This is a genomic window from Mucilaginibacter paludis DSM 18603, assembly GCF_000166195.2.
GTDB classification, from domain to species: Bacteria; Bacteroidota; Bacteroidia; order Sphingobacteriales; family Sphingobacteriaceae; genus Mucilaginibacter; species Mucilaginibacter paludis.
Genome location: NZ_CM001403.1, coordinates 7,675,648 through 7,697,822, shown reverse-complemented (window position 1 = coordinate 7,697,822; position 22,175 = coordinate 7,675,648). Strand labels below are relative to the sequence as shown.

At 43.0% G+C, this 22,175-nt stretch carries 15 protein-coding genes; 6 read left to right on the top strand and 9 right to left on the bottom strand.

The window, feature by feature from the left end; genetic code table 11:
• Positions 1 to 32 precede the first annotated feature (32 nt).
• The 6 genes from MUCPA_RS32625 to MUCPA_RS32600 all read right to left on the bottom strand — a co-directional run bounded on the left by MUCPA_RS32625 (position 33) and on the right by MUCPA_RS32600 (position 8,158).
• Complete coding sequence (locus MUCPA_RS32625) at positions 33 to 1,856, bottom strand: DUF885 family protein (RefSeq protein WP_008512525.1); 1,824 nt, start codon at positions 1,854 to 1,856, stop codon at positions 33 to 35.
• Positions 1,857 to 2,052: 196 nt separating this feature from the next.
• Positions 2,053 to 2,955: an AraC family transcriptional regulator gene (locus tag MUCPA_RS32620; RefSeq protein WP_008512523.1), complete on the bottom strand. Its 903-nt coding sequence runs from the start codon at positions 2,953 to 2,955 to the stop codon at positions 2,053 to 2,055.
• 377 nt (positions 2,956 to 3,332) lie between these two features.
• The gene (locus MUCPA_RS32615) at positions 3,333 to 4,577 is read right to left on the bottom strand and encodes an NAD(P)/FAD-dependent oxidoreductase (protein WP_008512522.1); all 1,245 of its coding nucleotides are present in this window, start codon (positions 4,575 to 4,577) and stop codon (positions 3,333 to 3,335) included.
• Positions 4,578 to 4,617: 40 nt separating this feature from the next.
• On the bottom strand, positions 4,618 to 5,619 hold the full coding sequence (locus MUCPA_RS32610; RefSeq protein WP_008512521.1) for a 4-hydroxyproline epimerase: 1,002 nt from the start codon (positions 5,617 to 5,619) through the stop codon (positions 4,618 to 4,620).
• A 1-nt stretch (position 5,620) separates the two neighbouring features.
• Positions 5,621 to 7,204 carry an aldehyde dehydrogenase (NADP(+)) gene (locus MUCPA_RS32605; RefSeq protein WP_008512520.1) on the bottom strand — a complete coding sequence of 528 codons (1,584 nt, stop codon included), beginning with the start codon at positions 7,202 to 7,204 and terminating at the stop codon, positions 5,621 to 5,623.
• Between the two features lie 15 nt (positions 7,205 to 7,219).
• Positions 7,220 to 8,158, bottom strand: a complete 939-nt coding sequence (locus MUCPA_RS32600) for a dihydrodipicolinate synthase family protein (RefSeq protein ID WP_008512519.1) — start codon at positions 8,156 to 8,158, stop codon at positions 7,220 to 7,222.
• A gap of 311 nt (positions 8,159 to 8,469) precedes the next feature.
• Between MUCPA_RS32600 and MUCPA_RS32595 the strand changes: the two genes are divergently transcribed.
• Both MUCPA_RS32595 and MUCPA_RS32590 read left to right on the top strand, forming a co-directional pair.
• Entirely contained in the window at positions 8,470 to 10,839 is a 2,370-nt protein-coding gene (locus MUCPA_RS32595) for a glycoside hydrolase family 127 protein (RefSeq protein ID WP_008512518.1), read from the top strand.
• 42 nt (positions 10,840 to 10,881) lie between these two features.
• Positions 10,882 to 13,287 (top strand): glycoside hydrolase family 127 protein, encoded by a 2,406-nt coding sequence (locus MUCPA_RS32590; RefSeq protein WP_008512517.1) that lies wholly within the window; start codon positions 10,882 to 10,884, stop codon positions 13,285 to 13,287.
• Between the two features lie 88 nt (positions 13,288 to 13,375).
• Here MUCPA_RS32590 and MUCPA_RS32585 read toward each other — a convergent pair whose 3' ends face one another.
• Together MUCPA_RS32585 and MUCPA_RS32580 are read right to left on the bottom strand one after the other, a co-directional pair.
• Positions 13,376 to 14,302, bottom strand: coding sequence for a hypothetical protein (locus MUCPA_RS32585; protein ID WP_008512516.1), 927 nt, complete (start codon positions 14,300 to 14,302; stop codon positions 13,376 to 13,378).
• A 73-nt stretch (positions 14,303 to 14,375) separates the two neighbouring features.
• The gene (locus MUCPA_RS32580; protein ID WP_008512514.1) at positions 14,376 to 15,842 is read right to left on the bottom strand and encodes a POT-type proton-dependent oligopeptide transporter; all 1,467 of its coding nucleotides are present in this window, start codon (positions 15,840 to 15,842) and stop codon (positions 14,376 to 14,378) included.
• 289 nt (positions 15,843 to 16,131) lie between these two features.
• On the opposite strand from MUCPA_RS32580, the gene MUCPA_RS32575 reads away from it, so the two are divergent.
• Positions 16,132 to 16,482 carry a hypothetical protein gene (locus tag MUCPA_RS32575; protein ID WP_008512513.1) on the top strand — a complete coding sequence of 117 codons (351 nt, stop codon included), beginning with the start codon at positions 16,132 to 16,134 and terminating at the stop codon, positions 16,480 to 16,482.
• 33 nt (positions 16,483 to 16,515) lie between these two features.
• On the opposite strand, the gene MUCPA_RS39375 is transcribed toward MUCPA_RS32575, so the two are convergent.
• Complete coding sequence (locus MUCPA_RS39375; protein WP_262492976.1) at positions 16,516 to 16,641, bottom strand: hypothetical protein; 126 nt, start codon at positions 16,639 to 16,641, stop codon at positions 16,516 to 16,518.
• A 194-nt stretch (positions 16,642 to 16,835) separates the two neighbouring features.
• Between MUCPA_RS39375 and MUCPA_RS32570 the strand changes: the two genes are divergently transcribed.
• From MUCPA_RS32570 to MUCPA_RS32565, 3 genes are all read left to right on the top strand, one after another.
• The gene (locus MUCPA_RS32570) at positions 16,836 to 18,452 is read left to right on the top strand and encodes a DUF6377 domain-containing protein (protein WP_008512512.1); all 1,617 of its coding nucleotides are present in this window, start codon (positions 16,836 to 16,838) and stop codon (positions 18,450 to 18,452) included.
• 55 nt (positions 18,453 to 18,507) lie between these two features.
• On the top strand, positions 18,508 to 18,630 hold the full coding sequence (locus MUCPA_RS39370; protein WP_262492975.1) for a hypothetical protein: 123 nt from the start codon (positions 18,508 to 18,510) through the stop codon (positions 18,628 to 18,630).
• A gap of 539 nt (positions 18,631 to 19,169) precedes the next feature.
• Complete coding sequence (locus MUCPA_RS32565; RefSeq protein ID WP_008512511.1) at positions 19,170 to 22,175, top strand: SusC/RagA family TonB-linked outer membrane protein; 3,006 nt, start codon at positions 19,170 to 19,172, stop codon at positions 22,173 to 22,175.

The following is a 22,175-nucleotide window of genomic DNA, read 5'->3' as shown; positions in this document are numbered from 1 at the left end:
TTTGTTATTGATTGATTTGTTGATTGAGTGAGTTATTGATTGAAATTGTAAAATTTCCAGTTGGTGTTGAAGTCCTTGTTCAGCGGTGCGCCTCTTAAGGTTGCCCGTACCATCTCGATGGGGATTAGATTTTCATGGATAACGGCATCGTTATATTGTTTGTAGGTCATTTTGCCGCTGTCTACCAATTCCTTTTTCAGGCTCATCAGTTGCAGTCCGCCAATCAGGTAGGCCACCTGGTAAAGTGGGCTATATCCGCCTTCAAAAGAGCGCCTTACTTCACCCTCGGCATTGGCCTTTTCGTGGCCTACCCTATCTACCAAAAAGTTGATGCACTGCTGAGGGGTCCAATTGCCCAGGTGGTAATTGAGCGAAAAAATAATGCGGGCGCAGCGGTGCATCCGCCAGAATAACATGCCTATGCGTTCCTCTGGTGTTTTGGCGAAACCCTGGTCATAAAGCAGCAGCTCCCAATATAACGACCAGCCTTCGATAGCGAATGGCGTGGCAAAATCCTGCCTGTAAGCTTTGTAACGGCTATTAGTAAAATATTGCAGGTTATGGCCCGGTATCAATTCGTGCTGTACTGTTCCGCGCGAAAAATACGGGTTGTTTCCCCGCATACTCATCAGTTTATCGCCCTCAGCCATGTTACTGGTAGGGTAAGATATACTGATCTCTTTTCCTCCGGTAAAAAAAGGGTTCACCAATTGCCTTTGCGGTGTCATCATAACCATTCCCCAGGTTTCCTCGGCCAGGGGCGGTATGGTAATTAAATCTTTTGCTTTGATAAAGTTAATAGCATCGTTGTATAGCTTTAAAATCAGCTCAGGCTGTTTACCCGGATCAACATAACTGTTTTTCACTTTTTCCAGCGCCTTTTTCCAATCATTGCCAAAGCCCATTTCCTGCGATGCCTTGAGCATTTCCTTATCGCACCAGGCAAACTCCTTGTTGGCCAAGTGAATCAGTTCCTCGGGCGTGTACGGTATCATTTCGGCATTTAACTGGCTAATCAGGTCGTCCCTGCCAATTGGCACGCCCTTAATGCCACTGCTATCGGGTTTTTGCGTGGTACTAAATTTAGCCTTTTTGATAATCTGCTTGCCGTATAAAGTTAAAGCGCTATCCAAACCTTTATATGGGGTGGGTACCCACCAGGTAAACATGGGGTCGTAAGTATCATAAAAATCGTAAAAATTTTTGAGCCTGCTTTTGAGTCCGCTTACTGCCTGCTGTGTTGTGATGGCAAGGGGCATATCCAACGCTGTTAGTTTAGCAAATGCGATAGTGTCCTCTTTGAGTTGTTTCAGGATGGCTGTAAGCTGTAAAGCCACCTGCTTGCCATCCATAGTGATACCGCGTCGGCGTTGTTTCTCAAGCTGGTAAATATCGTCGGCAAACGGGATATACTTTTTGATGCTGTTGTATCGCTGTTCTTCTTTTTGGAGTGCTGCCAGTTCAAAATTGATCTTCTTTTTAAGCAAGATGTAATCAACCTTACCATAAATGCTGATAGAATTAAAATCGATTTTATCAAGTTGCTTCAAATAGTCGTTATTGATCTCCACTAACCTTTTACGCTGTTCCGGCGAGTTGAGCACCCTGTCCTTGTACTGCTCCTCCTCTTTTAGGTTAAGCTTATAGGGCCAGTAATATTCCTGTAAAGCGGTAATATCTTGCCCGTACCTCACTACTGTACCGCTAACCTCGCTGGCCTGCTCGTACATACCTGCAGTAGCCATAGTTTGGGCGGCGGCGGTTGCAAAACAACAGGCTATGGTACCGAAAAATGCGATGGCTAAAATCAAAAACCGATACGTATTTAAAACCGAATCTTTTCTTAAATAAATCATGATGCAAGAAGAAAAACGAAAAAATGATGAGATTGAGAAATAGCATGGCGCTAAATCCCTAAGACAAAAATAAAAGGATAAGCTACAGCATCATTACTTAACTTATCCTCTATTAGCAGTTTTTTAACCATTCCAGATTAATCCCGATACGCGAAAAAGCAATGAGGAAGGCTTTATGTAAAGTATTTTCAAATAATCAGCTGGCTATTTTGGTTGCGTTGCTCACGTTATTAATATAGTTATCCAGATACTCGCGCGGCGACGTTCCTATCACGCATTTAAAAACCCGGTTAAAATTGGTGATACTCTTAAATCCGCATTTATAGGCTACCGTAGAAATGCTTTCAAATTTATGCGCAGTGAGTTTTTTACACGCCTCGTTGATCCTGATCTCATTTAAAAAAGAGATAAAAGTATGCCCCGTATGCTTTTTAAAATAACGGCAAAAAGATTCGGATGTCATGTATGCAGCTTTGGCAACATCTTCTAAAGTGATAGGCTCGCTGTAATTCTGCATAATGTAGTTATAAATATTCCCTATCCTGATCCCCTCGTTCTCGGTTATTGCCGGTATATCGCCATATGAAGATAGCGGCTCCAATTTGGTATTAATGGCCAGCATGCTTTTAAGCAGATTTAAAAATTGCATCAACTGATCGGGGCCTGTAGTATTTTTAACAGCATTCATAAACTGTGTGACCGGTTGGTACTGCTGATCGGGAATTTTAAAGCCTTGTTGGTGCTGTTGCAAAAAAATCTTAAAGGCTTTCATCTCAGGCAAACTAAATAAAGCCGCCAAAATACCATCCGGATTAAAGAAAAGTGTGAGTGCCTTAATGCCCCTGTTATTACCCGGCTTAAAATACTCGGGATTACTTTTGAACAGATGCGGCAAATTTGCTCCAATTAAAAAGATATCGCCAGGTTTATAATCATGCATATTGTTACCGGCAATTAGAGTACCTTCTCCCTGCTGTATCCAGGTGATCTGCGCTTCCTTATGGCGATGCAAATAAGGGTAATGATAAGGCAACTCTACCTGATCAATAATTACACTCTTGTCGTGAGCTACGGGGATAGTAAACTGCAATACTTTCATGGGTGCGTTAATAAATTGTTAGTGTAATTTACAGCAATTTAACTTTAAAACAAAAACATCAGCTAATTTAAGATAAAATATGAGAAGAATTGGATAAGATGCACACTAATTAAATATTTTACAACTTAAAAAGTATCAATAATTCAAAATAAATATCAAATCATTAACATTATTCAAACAAAAAAGTTAAATCACTTAAAATTTTGCATAAAATACCTCTTATTGCAGAAACACCAGTTAATAAGGCAATAAACCAGGACTAATTAAACGCAAAAAGAGGACAAAACCTTTTTGGTTGTCCTCCTTTTATACTTATTCTAACACAACAGATCGAAATAGCATTCGTCTGTTCAATTCCCTCAACAGATCTTCACTTTTCAAAAACGATTGGGAGAAAATGCTTCAATGTCTATACTGGTTTTAGCACCACTGATGATCTGGCTCACCAATAAGCCAGTGGCAGGGCCCAGGCTTAAACCCATCATACCATGCCCGGTTGCCATAATTAAATTATTGTATTTATAGCTCCGGCCAATATATGGCAAACCATCTGGCGATGAAGGCCTGAAGCCGAACCAGATCTCCTTCTCGGCTGGAACATCTGGCCGCAAATCCGGAAAGTACGCTGGTATGGATTGTACTATCCCTTTTACGCGGTTCATGTTGATCCGGCTATTAATTTTATCCAGTTCCATGGTGCCTCCATATCTTAGGTTGCCATTCATCGGGGTGATAGCAACCCTTGCTTCGGCAAGCAAAGCCGGGATCTGCATCCGTTGGTTTGGTTCTTTAACCATAAACGAATACCCTTTGCCGGGCATTAAAGATACCTTTAAATTAACCAGCTTGGCTACCGACGGCGAAAATGATCCTCCGGCTATAATATATTGATCGGCAGTCCATTCTTCTCCGGCAGTAAAAACACGGCTAATCGCGTTACCAGTGGTTTCAATCTTGGTTACTTCGTGGTTGCGTACAATCTTCACTCCATTTTCAGTGAGATGTTTCAGCAAAACAGCCATCAATTGATTGGGGTACAGATGCGCATCGCAACGGTAATGAACGGCACCCAAAACATCCAGTTGAAGCTCTGGCTGTAGTGCAAGGCATTCCGCAACGTTAAGCACCTGCATATCTAAACCAAGCTCTCTTCCTTTTTGTGCCAGGTGCGCTTCTTCTTCGGCCGCCTTCTCTGTTTTATAAAACATCAGTATCCCCTTTTCCGAAAGGCCGAAATCAAAACCGGGCTCTTTTGCAAGGTCCTGATAAAGACTTTTGCTGAGCAACGACAGCTCGGTCAAAGGCTGTGCAGATGCCTCTACATGTTTGGTATTGGCATTTTTAAGAAACTTCATTCCCCAGGAAATCAGGTCCGCATTAAGCGAGGGACGTACATAAAATGGGCTTTTGCTGTTAAACATCCATCTTATTCCCTGGCTCACCATACCAGGCGCCGCCAGCGGCACAAAATGGCTCGGAACGATCATCCCAGCATTGCCGAACGAACAATTGTCGGCCAGATCGCCTTTTTCAAGAATCGTAACCTCGTAGCCCGCCTTTTGCAAAAAATAAGCGGAACTAAGCCCCATAATACCAGCACCTATAATCAATACTTTAGACATCGCTATTCTGAATACACTTAAGCAAATAAAAAATTAGTTATCAAATTACCTGGAACCCGTGCGCATACGGATCATCATCATCTATCTTAATGGTGTTATATCCATATACTTTAGCCCATCCTTCAATCCCGGGAATAATGGCGTCAATATCACCCACCTTCACCACATCCTCCACAGTACCGGTAAATTTGCTTCCGATAATACTTTCGTGAATAAATGAATCGCCTTTTTTTAATTTCCCCTTGGCGTACCACTGTGCCATCCTGGCTGAAGTACCAGTACCACATGGCGACCGGTCTATCGCTTTATCGCCATAAAAAACAGCATTTCGCGCAGTTGCATCGGCAGATAAGGTAGCGCCTGCCCAAAGGATATGCGTGCAGGTATTGATAGTGGGGTTTTGCGGATGTACAAAGGTATAAAGCTCATTAATGCGCTGCCTCAGTACGCGGCTCCAGGCAATGAGCTGCCCGGCGGTATAATTTTCCAGGCCTGCAAAATTGGGCTGAGGATCAACAATGGCATAATAATTACCTCCATAAGCCACATCAACGGTTAAGGTACCTAAGTCGGGGCATTCTACCTGCAGATTTTCTGCGGCCAAAAAAGAGGGCACGTTGGTTAGTTTAACAGATTTAACCTTGCCACCCTCCTGCTTGTAAGCTATAGTAACCAAGCCTGCAGGAGCTTCCATCCGGATCACACCAGGTACTTTAGGCTGTATAAGCCCTTCTTCAATAGCAATGGTAATGGTACCAATGGTGCCATGGCCACACATGGGTAAGCATCCGCTGGTTTCTATAAACAGTACGGCCACATCGTTTTCGGGATCGTGAGGTGGGTACAAAATACTGCCCGACATCATATCATGCCCGCGGGGCTCAAACATCAACCCGGTACGGATCCAGTCAAACTCCTTTAAAAAATGCTGGCGCTTTTCACTCATATTATCTCCTTTGAGCGTGGGCCCGCCACCTGCAACCAGCCTGACAGGATTACCGCAGGTATGCGCGTCGATACAAAAAAAAGTTTTACTGCTCATGTTATGCTTTAGTCCAGTTGTTATTGACCTGCCGCCAAATATTCAGCGGATTAGATGCCTGCAATTCGGGTGGTAACAAACTATCCTCCCAGTCCTGCCAGGCTACGGGCCGTACAAAACGGTAAACGGCGCCGGTACCTACCGAAGTAAAACGGCTATCGCTGGCAGCCGGGAACGGCCCGCCATGCTGCATAGCAGCACAAACTTCTACGCCTGTAGGTACGCCGTTTAGAATAACCCGGCCAGTAATGGCTGTTAAGGTATCCAATAATACGGTGTATTGTGGCAGCTCTTCACGATCAGCCATTACAGTAGCGGTAAGTTGCCCTTCGAGCGATTGGATGGCCTGCTCCAATTGCGCAACATCATCGGCTACTACGATTAACGACCAGGGGCCAAATATTTCTTCGCTTAATTTTTTATTGCTGATGAACTCTAACGCGGATACTTTAGCCACCGCAGCTACCGATTGATTGACCTTTGCCGTATTGATCACATCAGATTTGGCTATCAACTCCAAACCATCTTCAGAAAGAACTTCCGAAGATAAGGTTTGATAATTTTGCCAGATACCTGGCGTAAGCATAGCTGCCGATGGGGTGGTTGCAATTAACCTGCCTAATTCGGCCGTAAAACGGTTTAAACCTTCTGACTGTACAGCCAGTATCAAACCCGGATTAGTACAGAACTGCCCTGCGCCCAAGGTAATGGAGGCCGCATATTTTGCAGCAAGCCCAGCAGGATCGGCATTTAACATGGCTGGCAGTAAGATAACAGGATTAATGCTTCCCATTTCGGTAAATATAGGGATGATGCTTTCGCGTTCCTGAGCCAGCTTTATTAAAGCCATACCACCTTTTAACGAGCCGGTGAAGGCTACTGCCTTAGTTTGCTCATGCTTTACCAACTGAGCGCCCACGGCATAACCGTTGTCGTAAAGCATCGAAAAAACACCCTTCGGCATACCTGTTGCTTCGGCGGCTTTGTTAATTGCATAGCCAACCAGCGCACTGGTACCCGGATGTGCCGGATGAACCTTGACAATAACCGGGCAGCCTGAAGCCAGAGCCGATGCAGTATCCCCACCCGCTACAGAAAAAGCAAGCGGAAAGTTACTGGCACCAAATACTACCACAGGCCCAATGGGCACCAACATACGGCGGATATCCGACCTCGGCATCGGTACACGATCGGGCTGGGCTTCGTCAATCACAGCATCAACCCATGATCCCTCTTCCACCAGGTCGGCAAACATGCGGAGTTGCCCCGTGGTACGCCCCATTTCGCCCGTAATCCGCCCTACGGGTAAACCACTCTCGGCAGCGGCTCTGCCAATCAGGGTTTCGCCAAGCAGAGTGATTTGTTCGGCTATGGCGCGTAAAAACCCGGCCTTGCGTTCAGCACCAATGGTACGGTAAACTTTAAACGCTTCGGTAGCTTGCTTTAAAGCTTCGTTAACCGCGTCGCTGTCGGCACCGGCAAAACTGCCGTCAAGCAGTTCGCCGGTTGAGGGATCGATAGCGCTAAATGCGGTGCCATCAACATCAGTATAAGTACAGGCTATTATATTATTACCGTTTATCATCAGCTTATATTAATATTAAGCGGTTACTTCGTTTAACTTACCCCAGCTGCCTTCAGGCAATTCGGGACGGCAGCTTAACGCCTGGTTAATGGTATTTAAAACAGTCTCGCGTTCAGTTCCGCTCAAAGGCAAGCGTGGTGCCCTTACAGTTTCGGTACCAATTTTTGTTGCTACCTCTGCCAGCTTGATATATTGAACCAGTTTTGGATGGATGTCGAGCTCTAAAACCGGCAAAAACCAACGGTGGATAGCGATAGCTTCTTCATAACGGCCGGCTTTTACCAAACGGTAAATAGCAACCGTTTCTTTCGGAAATGCGTCAACCAAACCGGCAACCCAGCCAATGGCACCCATAATCAAGCTTTCTGCGGCAAGAGGATCAACCCCGGTAAATATTTTGTACCTGTCGCCAAAACGGTTAATCAGCCTGGTAATATTGATCACATCGCGTGTTGATTCCTTAATGGCCTGGATGTTCTCGTAAACAGACAATTTTTCAAACATGTCCAGCGTGATCTCTATTTTATAGTCAACCGGATTGTTATAAAGCATGATAGGAAGTGGTGTACTCTCCGCTACAGCGGCAAAGTAAGCTACGGTTTCGTCATCATCGGCCTTGTAACGCATAGGCGGCAACAACATTAAACCGTCGGCCCCCAATTCAAAAGCTTTTTTGGCAATGCTAACAGCACTCTTGGTGGTTTGCTCGGCAATGTTCAATAGCACCGGAACCTTTCCCGCAACTAATTCCAGGGTGTGCTTTAGCAAGGTATATTTTTCATCTTCTGTTAAAGAGCTCGCTTCACCTAATGATCCGCATAAAATAATACCATCAATACCAGCTTCTAATTGCGCCTGGATGTTTACATCAAAAGCATCAAGGTCAAGTTCGTCATTATCGGTAAATTTTGTGGTTACCGCAGGGAATACCCCTTTCCATTCAAATTTTATCATTACGTTATTATCTAATTTTATTATGCTCAAAGTTAGTTTGAAAACAATATCCAAATAAGTTGCAATTTAACCTATACTTATTTTATATTATCCTGATTGGATTTGCCTGACACCCGGCGTGAGCGTATTGCAAATTAAATTAAGGTTTTTACTTGACACTGTTATTATATAATGCAATGCAAAAAGAGCGTTTAACATTAGGTTAAAATCCGTGTAGCAACAGCAAATTTTCATACTTTATTAGTGCCCTGTACTTAGTAATTTTATTTTTTTTAAATACATTATCCTTACATCCAAACAATTGCTTCCAAATGATCAATAAACTAACCTTGATAGCTGCTTGTTGCACGGTATCTGCTTTTTTTAATTTAGATTATGCTGCAGCTCAATCTTACGTGCCGGAGCTGAACGATAGCCGGATGAAAATAAAGCCGACAATTCAGTTGCAGGCCTATTCTTTCGACCTGCAGGATGTACGCCTGCTTGAAAGCCCTTTTAAACAGGCTATGGAGAAAGACGCGGCTTACTTATTATCAGTTGAGCCAGACCGCCTGTTATCGGGTTTCCGTTCGCACTCAGGCTTAACACCTAAGGGTAAAATGTACGGCGGATGGGAATCTTCGGGGCTGGCCGGGCATACCCTTGGCCACTACCTTTCGGCCATATCCATGCAGTATGCATCAAGTCGTAACCCGCAGTTTTTAGAGCGTGTAAATTATATTGTAAAGGAACTTAAAGAATGCCAGGTTGCACGTAAAACCGGTTATATAGGTGCTATACCTAAAGAGGATACAATCTGGGCAGAAATAAAAAAAGGCGACATCCGCTCGCGTGGATTTGATCTTAACGGAGGCTGGTCGCCCTGGTATACTGTTCATAAGGTGATGGCAGGCCTTTTGGATGCCTACCTCTATTGCAATAATGCCGAAGCGCTTAATATTTGCAAGGGAATGGGCGACTGGACCGGCGAATTGCTGCAAAACCTCAATGATGAGCAAATACAATCCATGCTGCTTTGTGAGTACGGTGGTATGGCCGAAACACTGGTTAACCTTTATGCTATTACCGGCAATAAAGCGTACCTGGCTACATCCTATAAGTTTTACGATAAACGCATCCTGAATCCACTGTCCGAAAATAAAGATATCCTCCCCGGAAAGCACTCCAACACCCAGATACCTAAAGTAATTGCCAGTGCAAGGCGATACGAGCTCACCGGCGAAAAAAAGGATGAAGATATCTCTGTTAACTTTTGGAATATCATCACCAAAGATCACTCGTACGCTACAGGCGGCAACAGTAATTACGAATACCTGAGCGAGCCGGATAAATTAAACGATAAGCTGACCGAAAATACCACCGAAACATGCAACACCTATAACATGCTCAAGCTTACTCGGCACTTGTTTTCGGTGAACCCATCGGCAGCGCTGATGGACTATTATGAAAAGGCTTTATATAACCATATTTTGGCTTCGCAAAACCATGACGATGGGATGATGTGTTATTTTGTGCCACTACGAATGGGCGGCAAAAAAGAATATAGCTCGCCATTTGATACTTTTACCTGTTGCGTGGGCTCCGGTATGGAGAATCATGTTAAATACAACGAGAGTATTTATTACCGCGGTAACGATGGTAGCTTGTATGTCAACCTGTTCATTCCATCTGTACTTACCTGGAAAGAGAAAGGCATCACGCTGACGCAGCAAAATAATTTTCCGGCAAGCGATGTTACAACCTTCGTCATCAATTCTACCAAGCCGGTTAACTTTGCTTTAAAAATCCGCAAGCCTAAATGGGCAGGCAACTGCTTAATTAAAGTTAATGGCAAAGCCGGAATTACGACAACAAACGAGCAGGGCTACCTGGTGATTAACCGCCTGTGGAAGAATAACGACAAAATAGAATTTGTAACCCCTGAAAGTATTTACACCGAGGCCATACCTGATAACATTAACAGGAAAGCTTTATTTTACGGCCCTGTTTTGCTGGCAGGTGTGTTAGGCAATGCCGAGCCCGACCCGACGCACGGAGTACCGGTTTTTGTAATCAGCGAAACCGACCCAGCCAAATGGCTAAAAATGGTTGATCAGAAAAGCCTGGCCTTTACTACAGCCGAAAGCTCGCAGCCAGCCGAAGTAAAGTTGATTCCGTTTAACCAAACTAAAAACGAATATTACTCCGTTTACTGGGATGTCTTTACGCCTGCAAACTGGGCTATACAGCAAAAGGCTTACGATGCCGAAAAGAAGAAACAGCAGGAGTTGGAAGTGCATACTACCGATATGATCCGTTTGGGCGAGATGCAACCGGAACGGGATCACAACTTTACCGGCCAGCATGAAACGACCGGCGAAGACCATCAGAAAAAATGGCGAATGGGCGAAGATGGCGGCTACATCAGTTATGAAATGAAAACAGACCCCAACACGCATCATACACTCATCAATACTTATTGGGGGATGGATAACCGCGGCCGGATATTCGATATACTGGTTGACGGTGTTAAATTAGCCACGGAAGATTTGAATAAATACAAGGAAAGCCGTTTTTATACCATTAGCTATGATATACCAGTTGAGTTTACCAAGGGCAAATCCAAGGTTACTATTAAATTACAGGCCAAACCTAACAATAGCGCCGGTCCGCTTTACGGCAGCCGCATGGTCAAGGATTAACACTTTCAGCGCTTCATCTCAAACTAAAAGGATTAATAAGATATGATCACCAGTTTCAAAAACACCTCCATTATACTTTGCTTAGCTGTTACGGCGTTAGGCCAGCCAGCCTTGGCGCAGGTAACAGATTATCCCATTAAACCGGTTGCCTTTACCTCTGTGCACGTACATGATCAGTTCTGGGAACCCAAAATGAAAATTAATGCCGAGGTAACCATTCCGTACATTTTAGAGCAATGTAAAAAGAATGGCCGGATAGATAATTTTTTACGCGCCGCCAAATTAAAGGATGGCGACCAAATGACCGAATTCCCTTTTGACGATACGGATTTGTACAAGGTTATTGAAGGAGCATCTTACGCCATGCAGGAACAGCCAAACCCCAAGCTGGACCGCTACCTTGATACTTTAATATCCATCATCGGTGCCGCGCAGGAAAAGGATGGTTACTTGTACACCTTCCGTACGGTAAATGCCAGTAAACCCCATCCCTGGATAGGCCAAAAACGCTGGCAGAACGAAGAGGTATTAAGCCACGAGTTATATAACAGCGGCCACCTGTTTGAAGCCGCCGTTGCCCATTATCAATCAACCGGTAAAAAAACGCTGCTAAATATCGCCATCAAAAATGCCGATTTGCTGGTGAAAGATTTTGGCCCAGGCAAAATTGAAGAGTATCCGGGCCACCAGATTGTAGAAATGGGTTTGGTAAAACTATACCGGGTTACAGGCAAGAAACAATATCTGGATCTGGCCAAATTCTTTTTAGATGTACGCGGCCCCAAAGGCGATGCTTACAATCAAGCTAACAAAAAAGTAACCGACCAGGATGAAGCCGAGGGCCATGCTGTAAGAGCCGCTTACATGTACACCGGCATGGCCGATGTGGCGGCACTTACCGGCGATGTTAAATATTTTGCCTCTATAGATAAGATATGGGATAACGTTGTGACTAAAAAGCTTTACATAACCGGCGGTATTGGTGCCACCGGGGCCGGAGAAGCTTTTGGCAGCGATTACCAATTGCCCAACATGTCGGCATACGCCGAAACCTGCGCGGCCATAGGCAACGTTTACTGGAACAACCGGATGTTTTTATTGCATGGCGAGTCGAAATATATCGACGTATTGGAGAGAACCTTATACAATGGCTTACTCTCAGGCATATCCCTGAGCGGTAACCGCTTCTTCTACCCTAACCCACTGGCATCCATGTTTCAGCACCAGCGCGGTGCCTGGTTTAGCTGCGCCTGCTGCATTACCAACATGACCCGCTTTTTACCATCGGTGCCAGGTTATGTATATGCACAGAACCAAAACGACCTGTATGTTAACCTGTTTATGAGCAATACCAGCGATATCAAGTTAACCGGTGGCAAGGTGAACTTGGTTGAAACTACAGATTACCCATGGAACGGGAAAATAGATATTGCAGTAAACCCTGAAAAGGCTTTTAACTTTACCCTTAGGGTACGCATACCCGGATGGGCTCAGGAACAACCCGTTCCGGGCGATCTGTATTCTTTCGCGGATAAGGTGAAGCTACCTGTGATCATTTATATTAACAATAAGCCAGAATCCTTCGTTACCGAAAAAGGATACGCGGTTTTAAAACGACAATGGAAAAAAGGCGACCATGTTACCTTGCAATTACCGATGGAAACAGAAAAAGTAATTGCCAATACCAAAGTAAGAGATGATGTAAACCGCTTTGCGTTTGAGCGGGGGCCTATTGTTTATTGCCTTGAAGGGCCCGATAACAAAGATAGCTTGGTACAAAACATCATGATCAACAAATCGGCAGTCGCTTCTCCAAAATACGAAGCCGGTTTGCTAAAAGGCGTTGAAGTAATTAACGTACAGGGTATGAGTGCGAAACGTCAACTTAATTCGGATGCGCTGCTCCAAACAGACCAGACCGTAAAAGCTATTCCCTACTACGCCTGGGCCAACAGGGGGCCGAGCGAAATGACCGTCTGGATACCTTATGAAGCTTCGTCGGCGAGCCCTAAGCCCGCCCCTACCATAGCCAGCCTAAGTAAGGTAAGCTCGTCTTTAAAAAACGTGCGCATGTACGGAGCCATTAAAGACCAATACGAACCGGCCGATTCAAAAGACACCAATTACCCTTACCTGCATTGGTGGCCCAAAAACAACAGCTTAGAGTATGTTCAATACGATTTTGATAAAGAATATACGCTATCAGAATCAAAGGTATATTGGTTTGATGACGGTCCCTGGGGTGGTTGCCGGATACCGGATAGCTATAAATTATTTTATAAAAAGGATGGGGAATGGGTACCGGTAAAAAATACGACAGCCTACGACGTGGCCAAAGACAAATACAACGTTGTTACCTTTGAACCTGTTAAAACTACGGCTCTTAAGCTTGAGATACAGTTATCTAAAGATAATTCGACCGGGATCCATGAATGGGCGGTGAAGTAAGAATAATGGGCTTTTAATAAATATTGATTTACACAAGAATAGGCCGCTTACGCGACCTATTCTTGTTTTAGTATGTTCAGCCGGACGGCTATTTTTTATAGGTCTGATTATTCACATTTAATCCATAATATACATCGCCCGGAATATGATGGCCTGCATAAACCTTTTCCATGATGCTGTAGAGCACAGGGTCGTACGCTTTAAGATCATCAGGAGACTGAACGCGGGTAGTACCGTCGTAAAATTCCATGTTCGACCAAAACCACCATTGTGTCCCTTCGGCCCAATATTCGGCAACAGTATTGATGGCGTATTGCCCTTTGTAAAGTCCCTTTTCTTTCGCTGACTGGTAAGCGGCATGGATTTCCTTAACCAAATCCGGATCAACCGATTCTAAAACGGCCATCACATTATGGCTAAACTCGTGCACCATAATGTTCTCGCCGAAATATTTAGTACCGGGATAGCCTAAAAGGTTTTCTTCGGCGCATGATGTTTGCAGGCCACCCATCCCGCGGGCCCTTTGGTTCCAATAGCCCCGGTCTGTCATGCTGGCTATCCCTCCCGGTTTATAATAGTTAGCCCGCTCGCCCGGCGTTAACCTTTCATCATTAAAATCCGGTTTCTTCCAGTCGCGGCATTCGGGCAGATCTGTTTGCATTTCAGCTTTCCCTATAATAGATAACCTGGCATTCAACTTAATCATCCCGGCGCGAACATCTGGCCTTTTGAGTAACATATAATTGATAATATCGCGGGCAACCAACAGGGCATCGTCCGAAACATTTTCAGAGGCAATAACGGGAATGCCAAACGCATCTGTATACTTTTGATAAAACGGATCAAAACCCAAACTTAACGGCGGCTTAGTAATTATGGCCTTATCAAAACTGGGAATTAACGGCTTTTTATCCGTTAATTGAGTTTGTGCGTGGCATAGGCTATTAACAAGCAAAAAGCCTGTTGTTAAAACCGGCCAAAGGTTTATATTACCCAACAAGGGATACTTTTTCATAAGATTGTTTTTATGTTGATTGAATTTAAAAAATCGACTCTATTTTCTATTGTTGCTATTTGGTCAAACAGCCTTACTCTATCAAATCATAAACCGGGATACTGTCTTCGGGCAGCAGCTGAATATCAGCAGAGTCCTTCCGCTCGCTTATATGGGGAGAGACGAGCATATACACCAGGATAAAAAAGCATAGCAGCCCTATAAAAAACCAATAATAATTGGCACCCTTAAATTGAGCAAAAAAACCGCCGTTACTGATGCTCTTATTAACCAGGGCTGTAAATAAATTACCCAGAGCCGTGGTTAATAGCCAGATAGCTACCAGCGTACTCTTCATGGATTTGCTGGCCTGCGTGTAGGCATACTCCAAACCTGTTATAGATACCAAAACTTCGGCCGCCGCCAGGATAGCATAAGCCAGCAATTGCCATAAGGCAGATGGATGCCCTCCTGCATCAACCTCAACCTGCAATAAGGCAATCACAACAAAAGCGAGCGCTGTTAATACTAAACCTGCTCCTATTCGTCGCAGCGGAGTTGTTTTGATCCCCCTTTTATCTAAAAACGGATAGAGCAGGTAATTAAACAAGGGTATAAACAGCAACAGGAAAAGCGCATTGGCTGTTTGAATTTGCTCAGGCAAAAATTTAAAGCCCAACACGTTCAAGTCCAGCTTGGTGGCTTGCAGCACCCACTCGGATAGATTCTGATCCCAAAGTGCCCAGAAAATAGGGATAAAACTAAAAACGGCCAGTACATTGTATACAGTTTTAACATCCTCCACCTTCACGGCATCAAACTTCTCTTTTGCTACATCAAGCAAATGGCTGCCTTTTTTCTTGCGCTTAAAGTTAAAAAGCGCATACACCGAAATAAACACAAAATTATTTTTGTTAACTCCCGAAGGAGGAACGTTAACGTAGTTTTTGCGGCCAAGAAAGAAGATCAGCGCAGCCAAAGCCATCAAAATACCGGGAATGCCAAAAGCCCATTTCGGACCGTAATTGGCATAGATTAAGGGAATCATGACGGTTGATAAAACTGATCCCGCATTGATACTAAAGTAAAACCAGCTATATACCTTTGATAACAGGTGCCTGTTGGCTGCTGTAAACTGGTCGCCCAGGTTAGCCGTCACGCACGATTTGATGCCCCCGGCTCCAATGGCAATCAAAAGTAAGCCATATTGAAATACCTCAAGCTTATCTTCAAACAGCGCCAAACAGAGGTGGCCGGCACAGTATACCAGCGAAATATAAAAGATAACCTTGTACTTGCCAAAAAACCAATCGGCCATAAGGCCGCCCAAAAATGGCAGCGCATAAGCTAACGAAACAAAAAAATGAGTGGCCTCGTTCGCTTTAGCTTCCGCCACGCTTTGCAGGGCCGGATTTAACGAAGGATTAAAAAAATGAGCCACTAAAAAAGTGGCCAGAATAGATCGCATGCCGTAAAAGCTAAAGCGCTCGGCCCCTTCGTTCGCGATAATATAATAGATGCTTTTGGGATATTTATTGCTGTTTACGCCCGTTTCTGCCATGCTATAAAATTGAAGCAAAATCCGTTATTATTTTTGCCGGATATTCACCTTTAGCGGCAATAATTTAGCTTGTTTTATAAAAAGGCCTTAAATATTAAACAGGTATGAGCTTCGTCGAATTCTCTTACTTTCCTTTGGCAGCCCACTGTAACAGACCTTGAGATGGCTCCTTAGTATAGTTTTAAGCATAAGTTTAATAAGCCCGGTTCAAAAACTGAATATGGCAATGTTTGCTTTTTTTATTGGTGGTTTTGCGATATTTGAGTAACTGATTTTAGTTTATAAGAGTATGTATTACGAACTACCTAAAAAAGATAAAAAAATTGCAAGGCAATTGATGGATAAGGGTCTGTTGATAGAATTTGAACAGGGCTTAAAAGAGTTTGATTCTATTTTACAGGCATGGAAAAGCGGCAACACTGATACCAAAGAAGCTTATTACAAAATTTTTAATGCTATAGCAAAGTTTGATAAACACATTGCACGTCGATACGATGGCATAGGTGGTTCGAGATATTTTGAAACTGTAATAGCACAATTGGTAGACGGCCTTTATGACATCTCGGAAGCTGACGGTTTTAGTCCCGAAGTTAAGGAAGATGCCTTAAGGATTGTTAAATTGAGAAAAGAACCTTTCTGACGAAATACTTCAGCACGCTCCAAGGTCGTTTAGTTAGTAAGCCGAAAGGACGGTCATCAGAAAGAAGTCGATTTTTAAAGCATCCATCATTAAAATACCGGTGGATGTTTTCTCGTCAACAACGCTCAACTCATCAGATACGCATTCGTTTTGGGGCAATTTCTATTTATGCCATTTTAAAGTGCGTTGCTTTATATATGCAGATTTTACAGAATATGATCTTTTGAAATGCCGGTTAAACATTTTGTATTGAATAGTATAAATATGAAATTTTGATAAACTGAACTTCGTACCATTTAAATTTCGTATTTGCATCTAAATTATAGTTTAATTTGCATTTTTAAAGACCAATTATGCGTAGCTTCTTGTTGTTTGCGTTTCTCATACTTTTTTCATTTCCTGCTTTTTCATCGGTTAAAACTGACAGCCTGCTCGAACAACTAAAAAACGAATTTAGCCGCAAACATATTTACGATCAGCGTAAGGAACAGGTTATTCAAAGCCTCAAAGCTTCTTTAAATAAAATTCCAAAAAACAACCTTGTGGCACAGTTCGACAAATGTTCTCAACTTTATGATGAGTATAAATCGTACCAGTACGATTCGGCTTATGTGTTCGCCACCAAATTGCAGGAACTGAGCCATGCCATGAAGGATAAGGGCAAGGAAGATTACAGCAAAATCAAACTCGGCTTCATCCTCTTATCCTCGGGAATGTTTAAAGAAACTTTTGATAATTTAAGCAACATCAATATCGAGCCCCTGGATGATAGCGTAAAAATAGAGTACTATTCGCTGATGACGCGCACCTACTACGACCTGGCTAATTATGATAACGACCGGCATTATGCACCCTATTATAATGCGATGGCTAACAAATATATTGACTCAGCTATCGCGATAAGCAAGCCAAACTCTTACAACAAAATTTACCTTACGGGATATAAGAAACTGAAAAATGGGCAATTGCAGGAAGCATCAGTTGATTTTATTGAACTGATGGATCACCATGCGCTCACCGATCACCAAAAAGCCATTGTGTACTCTACACTAAGCACTATTTATTCGAATACCAAACGCGAACAAAGCACGGATCTTTTATTGCAGGCTTCTATTAACGACATCCGCTCATCAACCAAGGAGACGGTGGCCTTGTTCTGGCTTGCCGAATTGTTGTATAAATCGGGCGATGTTAATCACGCCTACATTTACCTGCAACAGGCCCTTGCTGATGCCGAGTTTTACGGCGCACGCCAGCGAAAGATCCAGATAGGCACCCTGCTACCCATTGTAGCATCAGACAGGCTGAATTTTATTGAAAGTGAAAAAAGGAGCTTTATCATCTACATGGTTACGCTTACCGTATTGGCCCTGCTGGTGGTTTGGTTTTCGGTGATGCTGTTCAGGCGGTTAAATGATCTGAAAGCGAAAGAAAAAATCATTGACGACAAGAATATACAGTTAGAACGCATCAATGAGAAGCTGCTTGAAGGCACCAAGATTAAGGAAGATTACATCGGTTACTTTTTTAATGTGATATCAGGCTATATTTTGCAGCTGGAAAAGTTAAAGCGCTCCGTTGATACGAAACTACGTGCTAAAAAATACGATGACATCCAGATTGTTGTGGATAAGATCAACATCAAAAAAGAGCGCGACACTTTGTTCTATACCTTCGACCATGTATTCATCAAGATATTCCCCAACTTTATTACCGAGTTTAATGCCATGTTCCGTAAGGAAGATCAGATATGGCCCAAAGAGGATGAGGTTTTAACAACTGATCTCCGCATTTTCGCACTGATACGCATGGGCATATCGGATACAGAAACAATTGCCAAAATTTTAGAGTATTCAGAAAAAACCATTTACGTATACAAAATGCGCATCAAAGCCAAAGCCATATCCAGCGATCAATTTGAACACCGTATTATGGCCATCAAAGCGGTTGATATTTCTAACAAAGCTTAGATTCTTGGTGTGCCTTGATCTATTGTTGGCAAGCCTGGTTTATGGTTGTGTTTATATGGATATCGTTAAAAAGATAGATCAACCCAAATTGTTCCACATCTCCTTATCCGGGAAGATCTTCCGGAATGATAACGTTCGCGATGTAAAATGGATCAGCTTCCCTTCTGTGCACGCTTGATATACCCTTATTGTATAGTTAACACTATGTAGGGTTTTATTTTTCCTGCCTTGTAAATCGCTGTTTTCCCGTCAAGTTATCCCTGAAAAATCTAAAATTACATTTATATTTTTCCAGATGCATTATTTTAAAAATACTTATAAATCAATATTTTAACTTTTAAAAAGGCGTTATTTTTTTAAATTTTCTCTAAACAAATAGCTTTTACTCCAAAAGCCATCTTCCTTTGTATATCAAATCAATTCCGGCTTGCCTTGCAAATCAAAGGCAATAAAACTAACCAGAATTTTTGACGCATAAACCGATTATTGTTTGCTGTTAAAGTGCCTTCTAAACAGTTGTATTTAACCGTACAGCTATAGCGGAAACTTAACCGGCAAAAAAAAGAAACCAATTAAAACCCAATAAACCAATATGAAAATACGCTACTCAACTTAAAATGCAGTTATTGCTTAATAACAGGAAGCAAGCTTTTTTGTCTTTTAAAACCAATTAAAATAACCAGAATAAAATCCTTTTTATTCACAAATTCCAAATAAATGAGACACAATTATTTAAAAAAGTACATGCTGTTAATGGCAATGCTCATCATATCCGGTATGGCATTTGCTCAAACAGGAAGTATTTCGGGTAAAATTATTGATGAAAATAAACTCCCCTTGCCTGGAGCATCGGTTACCCTATCGGGGGGCATTGGTGGTGCTACTGACGGCAATGGTGTTTTTACCATTAAAGGGGTTAAGCCCGGTGCCTATACAATAACAGCCAGCTTTATTGGCTACGCGGCTTTATCAAAATCAATTACGGTAACGGCTGGCCACCAAACGGTTGATTTTAGCCTGGCTCCCAACTCAAAAAGCTTGAACGAGGTGGTGGTAATTGGTTACGGTACACAAACTAAAAAAGATTTAACCGGAGCTATTTCAACCGTATCGTCCAAGGATTTTCAACAAGGTACTACCGCGTCGCCTGCCCAACTCATCCAGGGTAAAATATCGGGCGTGTCTATCACTACCAATGGCGGCCAGCCGGGAGCCGGTTCAACTATCCGTATCCGTCAGGGTGCATCATTAAATTCAAGTAACGATCCCTTGATCATTGTTGATGGTATCCCCTTGCAAAGCACCAAGAAAGCCGATGGCACATCATCCATTTCGGGTGTGGGCGATCCGTTAAGTATGATCAATCCTGATGATATTGAAACCTTTACCGTATTGAAAGATGCCGCATCAACAGCTATTTATGGTTCAAGGGCTTCAAACGGTGTAATTATCATCACTACCAAAAAAGGTACCTCGGGCGCACCTCAATTCAGTTTCTCTTCTAAAAACTCTATTGCTACCAACCCTAAAGAGATCTCGGTTTTAAGCGGCGACCAAATTCGCGCATACGTTAAAGCTTATGATGCTGCTAACGGCACCAATAAAGCGGCTCTGTTAGGCAACTCCAATACCGACTGGCAAAAAGAGATTTATCAGAACGCATTTGCATCTGATAATGATTTCAGTGTAAGCGGTACTACTAAACATACACCTTACCGCTTTTCGTTAGGTTACCTTAACCAAAGCGGTACTTTATTAACAGACAAGTTGGAGCGCACAACCATGTCTATCAGGCTGAGCCCTAAGTTTTTTAACGACGACCTGAAATTTGACTTTAACGTTAAGGGCGCTTATGCAAAAAGCAGGTTTGCCAACCAGGATGCCATCGGCGCAGCCTTAACATTTGATCCAACTCAACCCGTACACGTTACCGGTTCGCCATGGAACGGCTATTACGAATGGTACAATACACCGGGAACAGCTTCAAGCGGAGTTAACCCTAATGCTCCACGTAACCCTGTAGGCCTGTTATTGGATAAATACAACAATGGTGATACCTACCGCAGTATTGGCAATGGTACAATTGATTACCGTTTTCCGTTCCTAAAGGCTTTACACGCCAACATCAACCTTGGGTATGATGTTTCAAAAGGCGGCGGCGGCACCTACATACCTGCTAACGCGGCACAAGGCTACTCAACCCAGGGTACCAATACAGAGTATCACCAAAATATCTTTAACAAAACCGCCGAAGCTTATTTAAACTATACCAGTGATATTAAATCAATAAAAAGTAACATCAATGTAACAGCCGGTTACGGTTACTACGATTTTTTAACCACCAACTATAACTACGCCAATTACAGCGCCAACGGCACCCTGATAGCGGGTTCTGAACAGGTTTATCCTTACGATAAACCTCAATATACGCTGATATCGTACTACGGTCGTTTAATTTATACTTTTGATACCAAGTATATCTTTTCGGGCTCTTTACGTACAGATGGTTCATCTAAATTTAGCCCGGCTAACCGTTGGGGTGTTTTCCCTTCGGCGGCATTTACCTGGAGGATTAGCGATGAGAGTTTCCTGAAGGATTCTAAAACCCTGTCTGACCTTAAATTGCGCTTAAGCTATGGCGTAACCGGCCAGCAAGATGGCATTGGTAACTATGGTTATCTGCCAACCTACTCGTTAAGCGGCAACGGCTCGCAATATCAGTTTGGTAACAGCTATTACTACCTGTACACACCAGCTGCTTATGATAGCAACCTGAAGTGGGAAACTACACAGGCCACCAATATTGGGTTTGATTTTGGCTTTCTCAACCAGCGTATTACCGGTACTGTTGATGCTTACTACAAAAACACCAAAGACCTGCTTTCCACAGTGTTCATCCCGTCAGGTACTAACTTTACCAACCAGTTAACCACCAACGTAGGTAACATGACTAACCGCGGTATCGAGTTAAACTTAACCGGCATAGCTATCAAAACCAACGATATCACTTGGAGCATCAGCTATAATGTTGCTTATAACAAAAACAAAATCACTAACCTGTCAATCACCAGCGATAACAATTCCGTAGGTACTTTGGTTGGAGGTATATCAGGCGGTACCGCAAATACCGTTCAGGTAAATACCGTTGGTTACAACGCCAAAAGCTTTTATGTATACAAACAGGTTTATGATGCCAATGGTAAACCCTTACAGGGTGTGTATCAGGATTTAAATGGCGACGGCATCATTAACTCAAGCGATCTGTACCGTTATAAATCCCCATACCCAACTTACGTAATGGGCTTCAGCACCCAGTTTACTTATAAAAAATGGACAGCAAGCACTGTATTGCGTGCCAACCTGGGTAACTATATGTACAACAACATTGCATCAAATTTGGGTACCCAAAATACCCTGATCAGTTCTGCAGGTTTAATCAATAACGCGAGCAGCAGTCTTTTAAAAACCGGCTTTACCAATAGCCAGTACATGAGCGATTATTATGTAGAGAACGCGTCGTTTTTGAAAATGGATAACGTTGGTTTGGGTTACAACTTCGGTAAGATTTATAAAACCATGAACCTGCGCTTAAACGCCAATGTTCAAAACGTATTTACCATTACCAAATACTCTGGTGTTGATCCTGAAATTTATGATGGTATCGACAACAAATTTTATCCAAGGCCAAGAACCTATACCCTGGGCTTAAATCTTGGTTTTTAA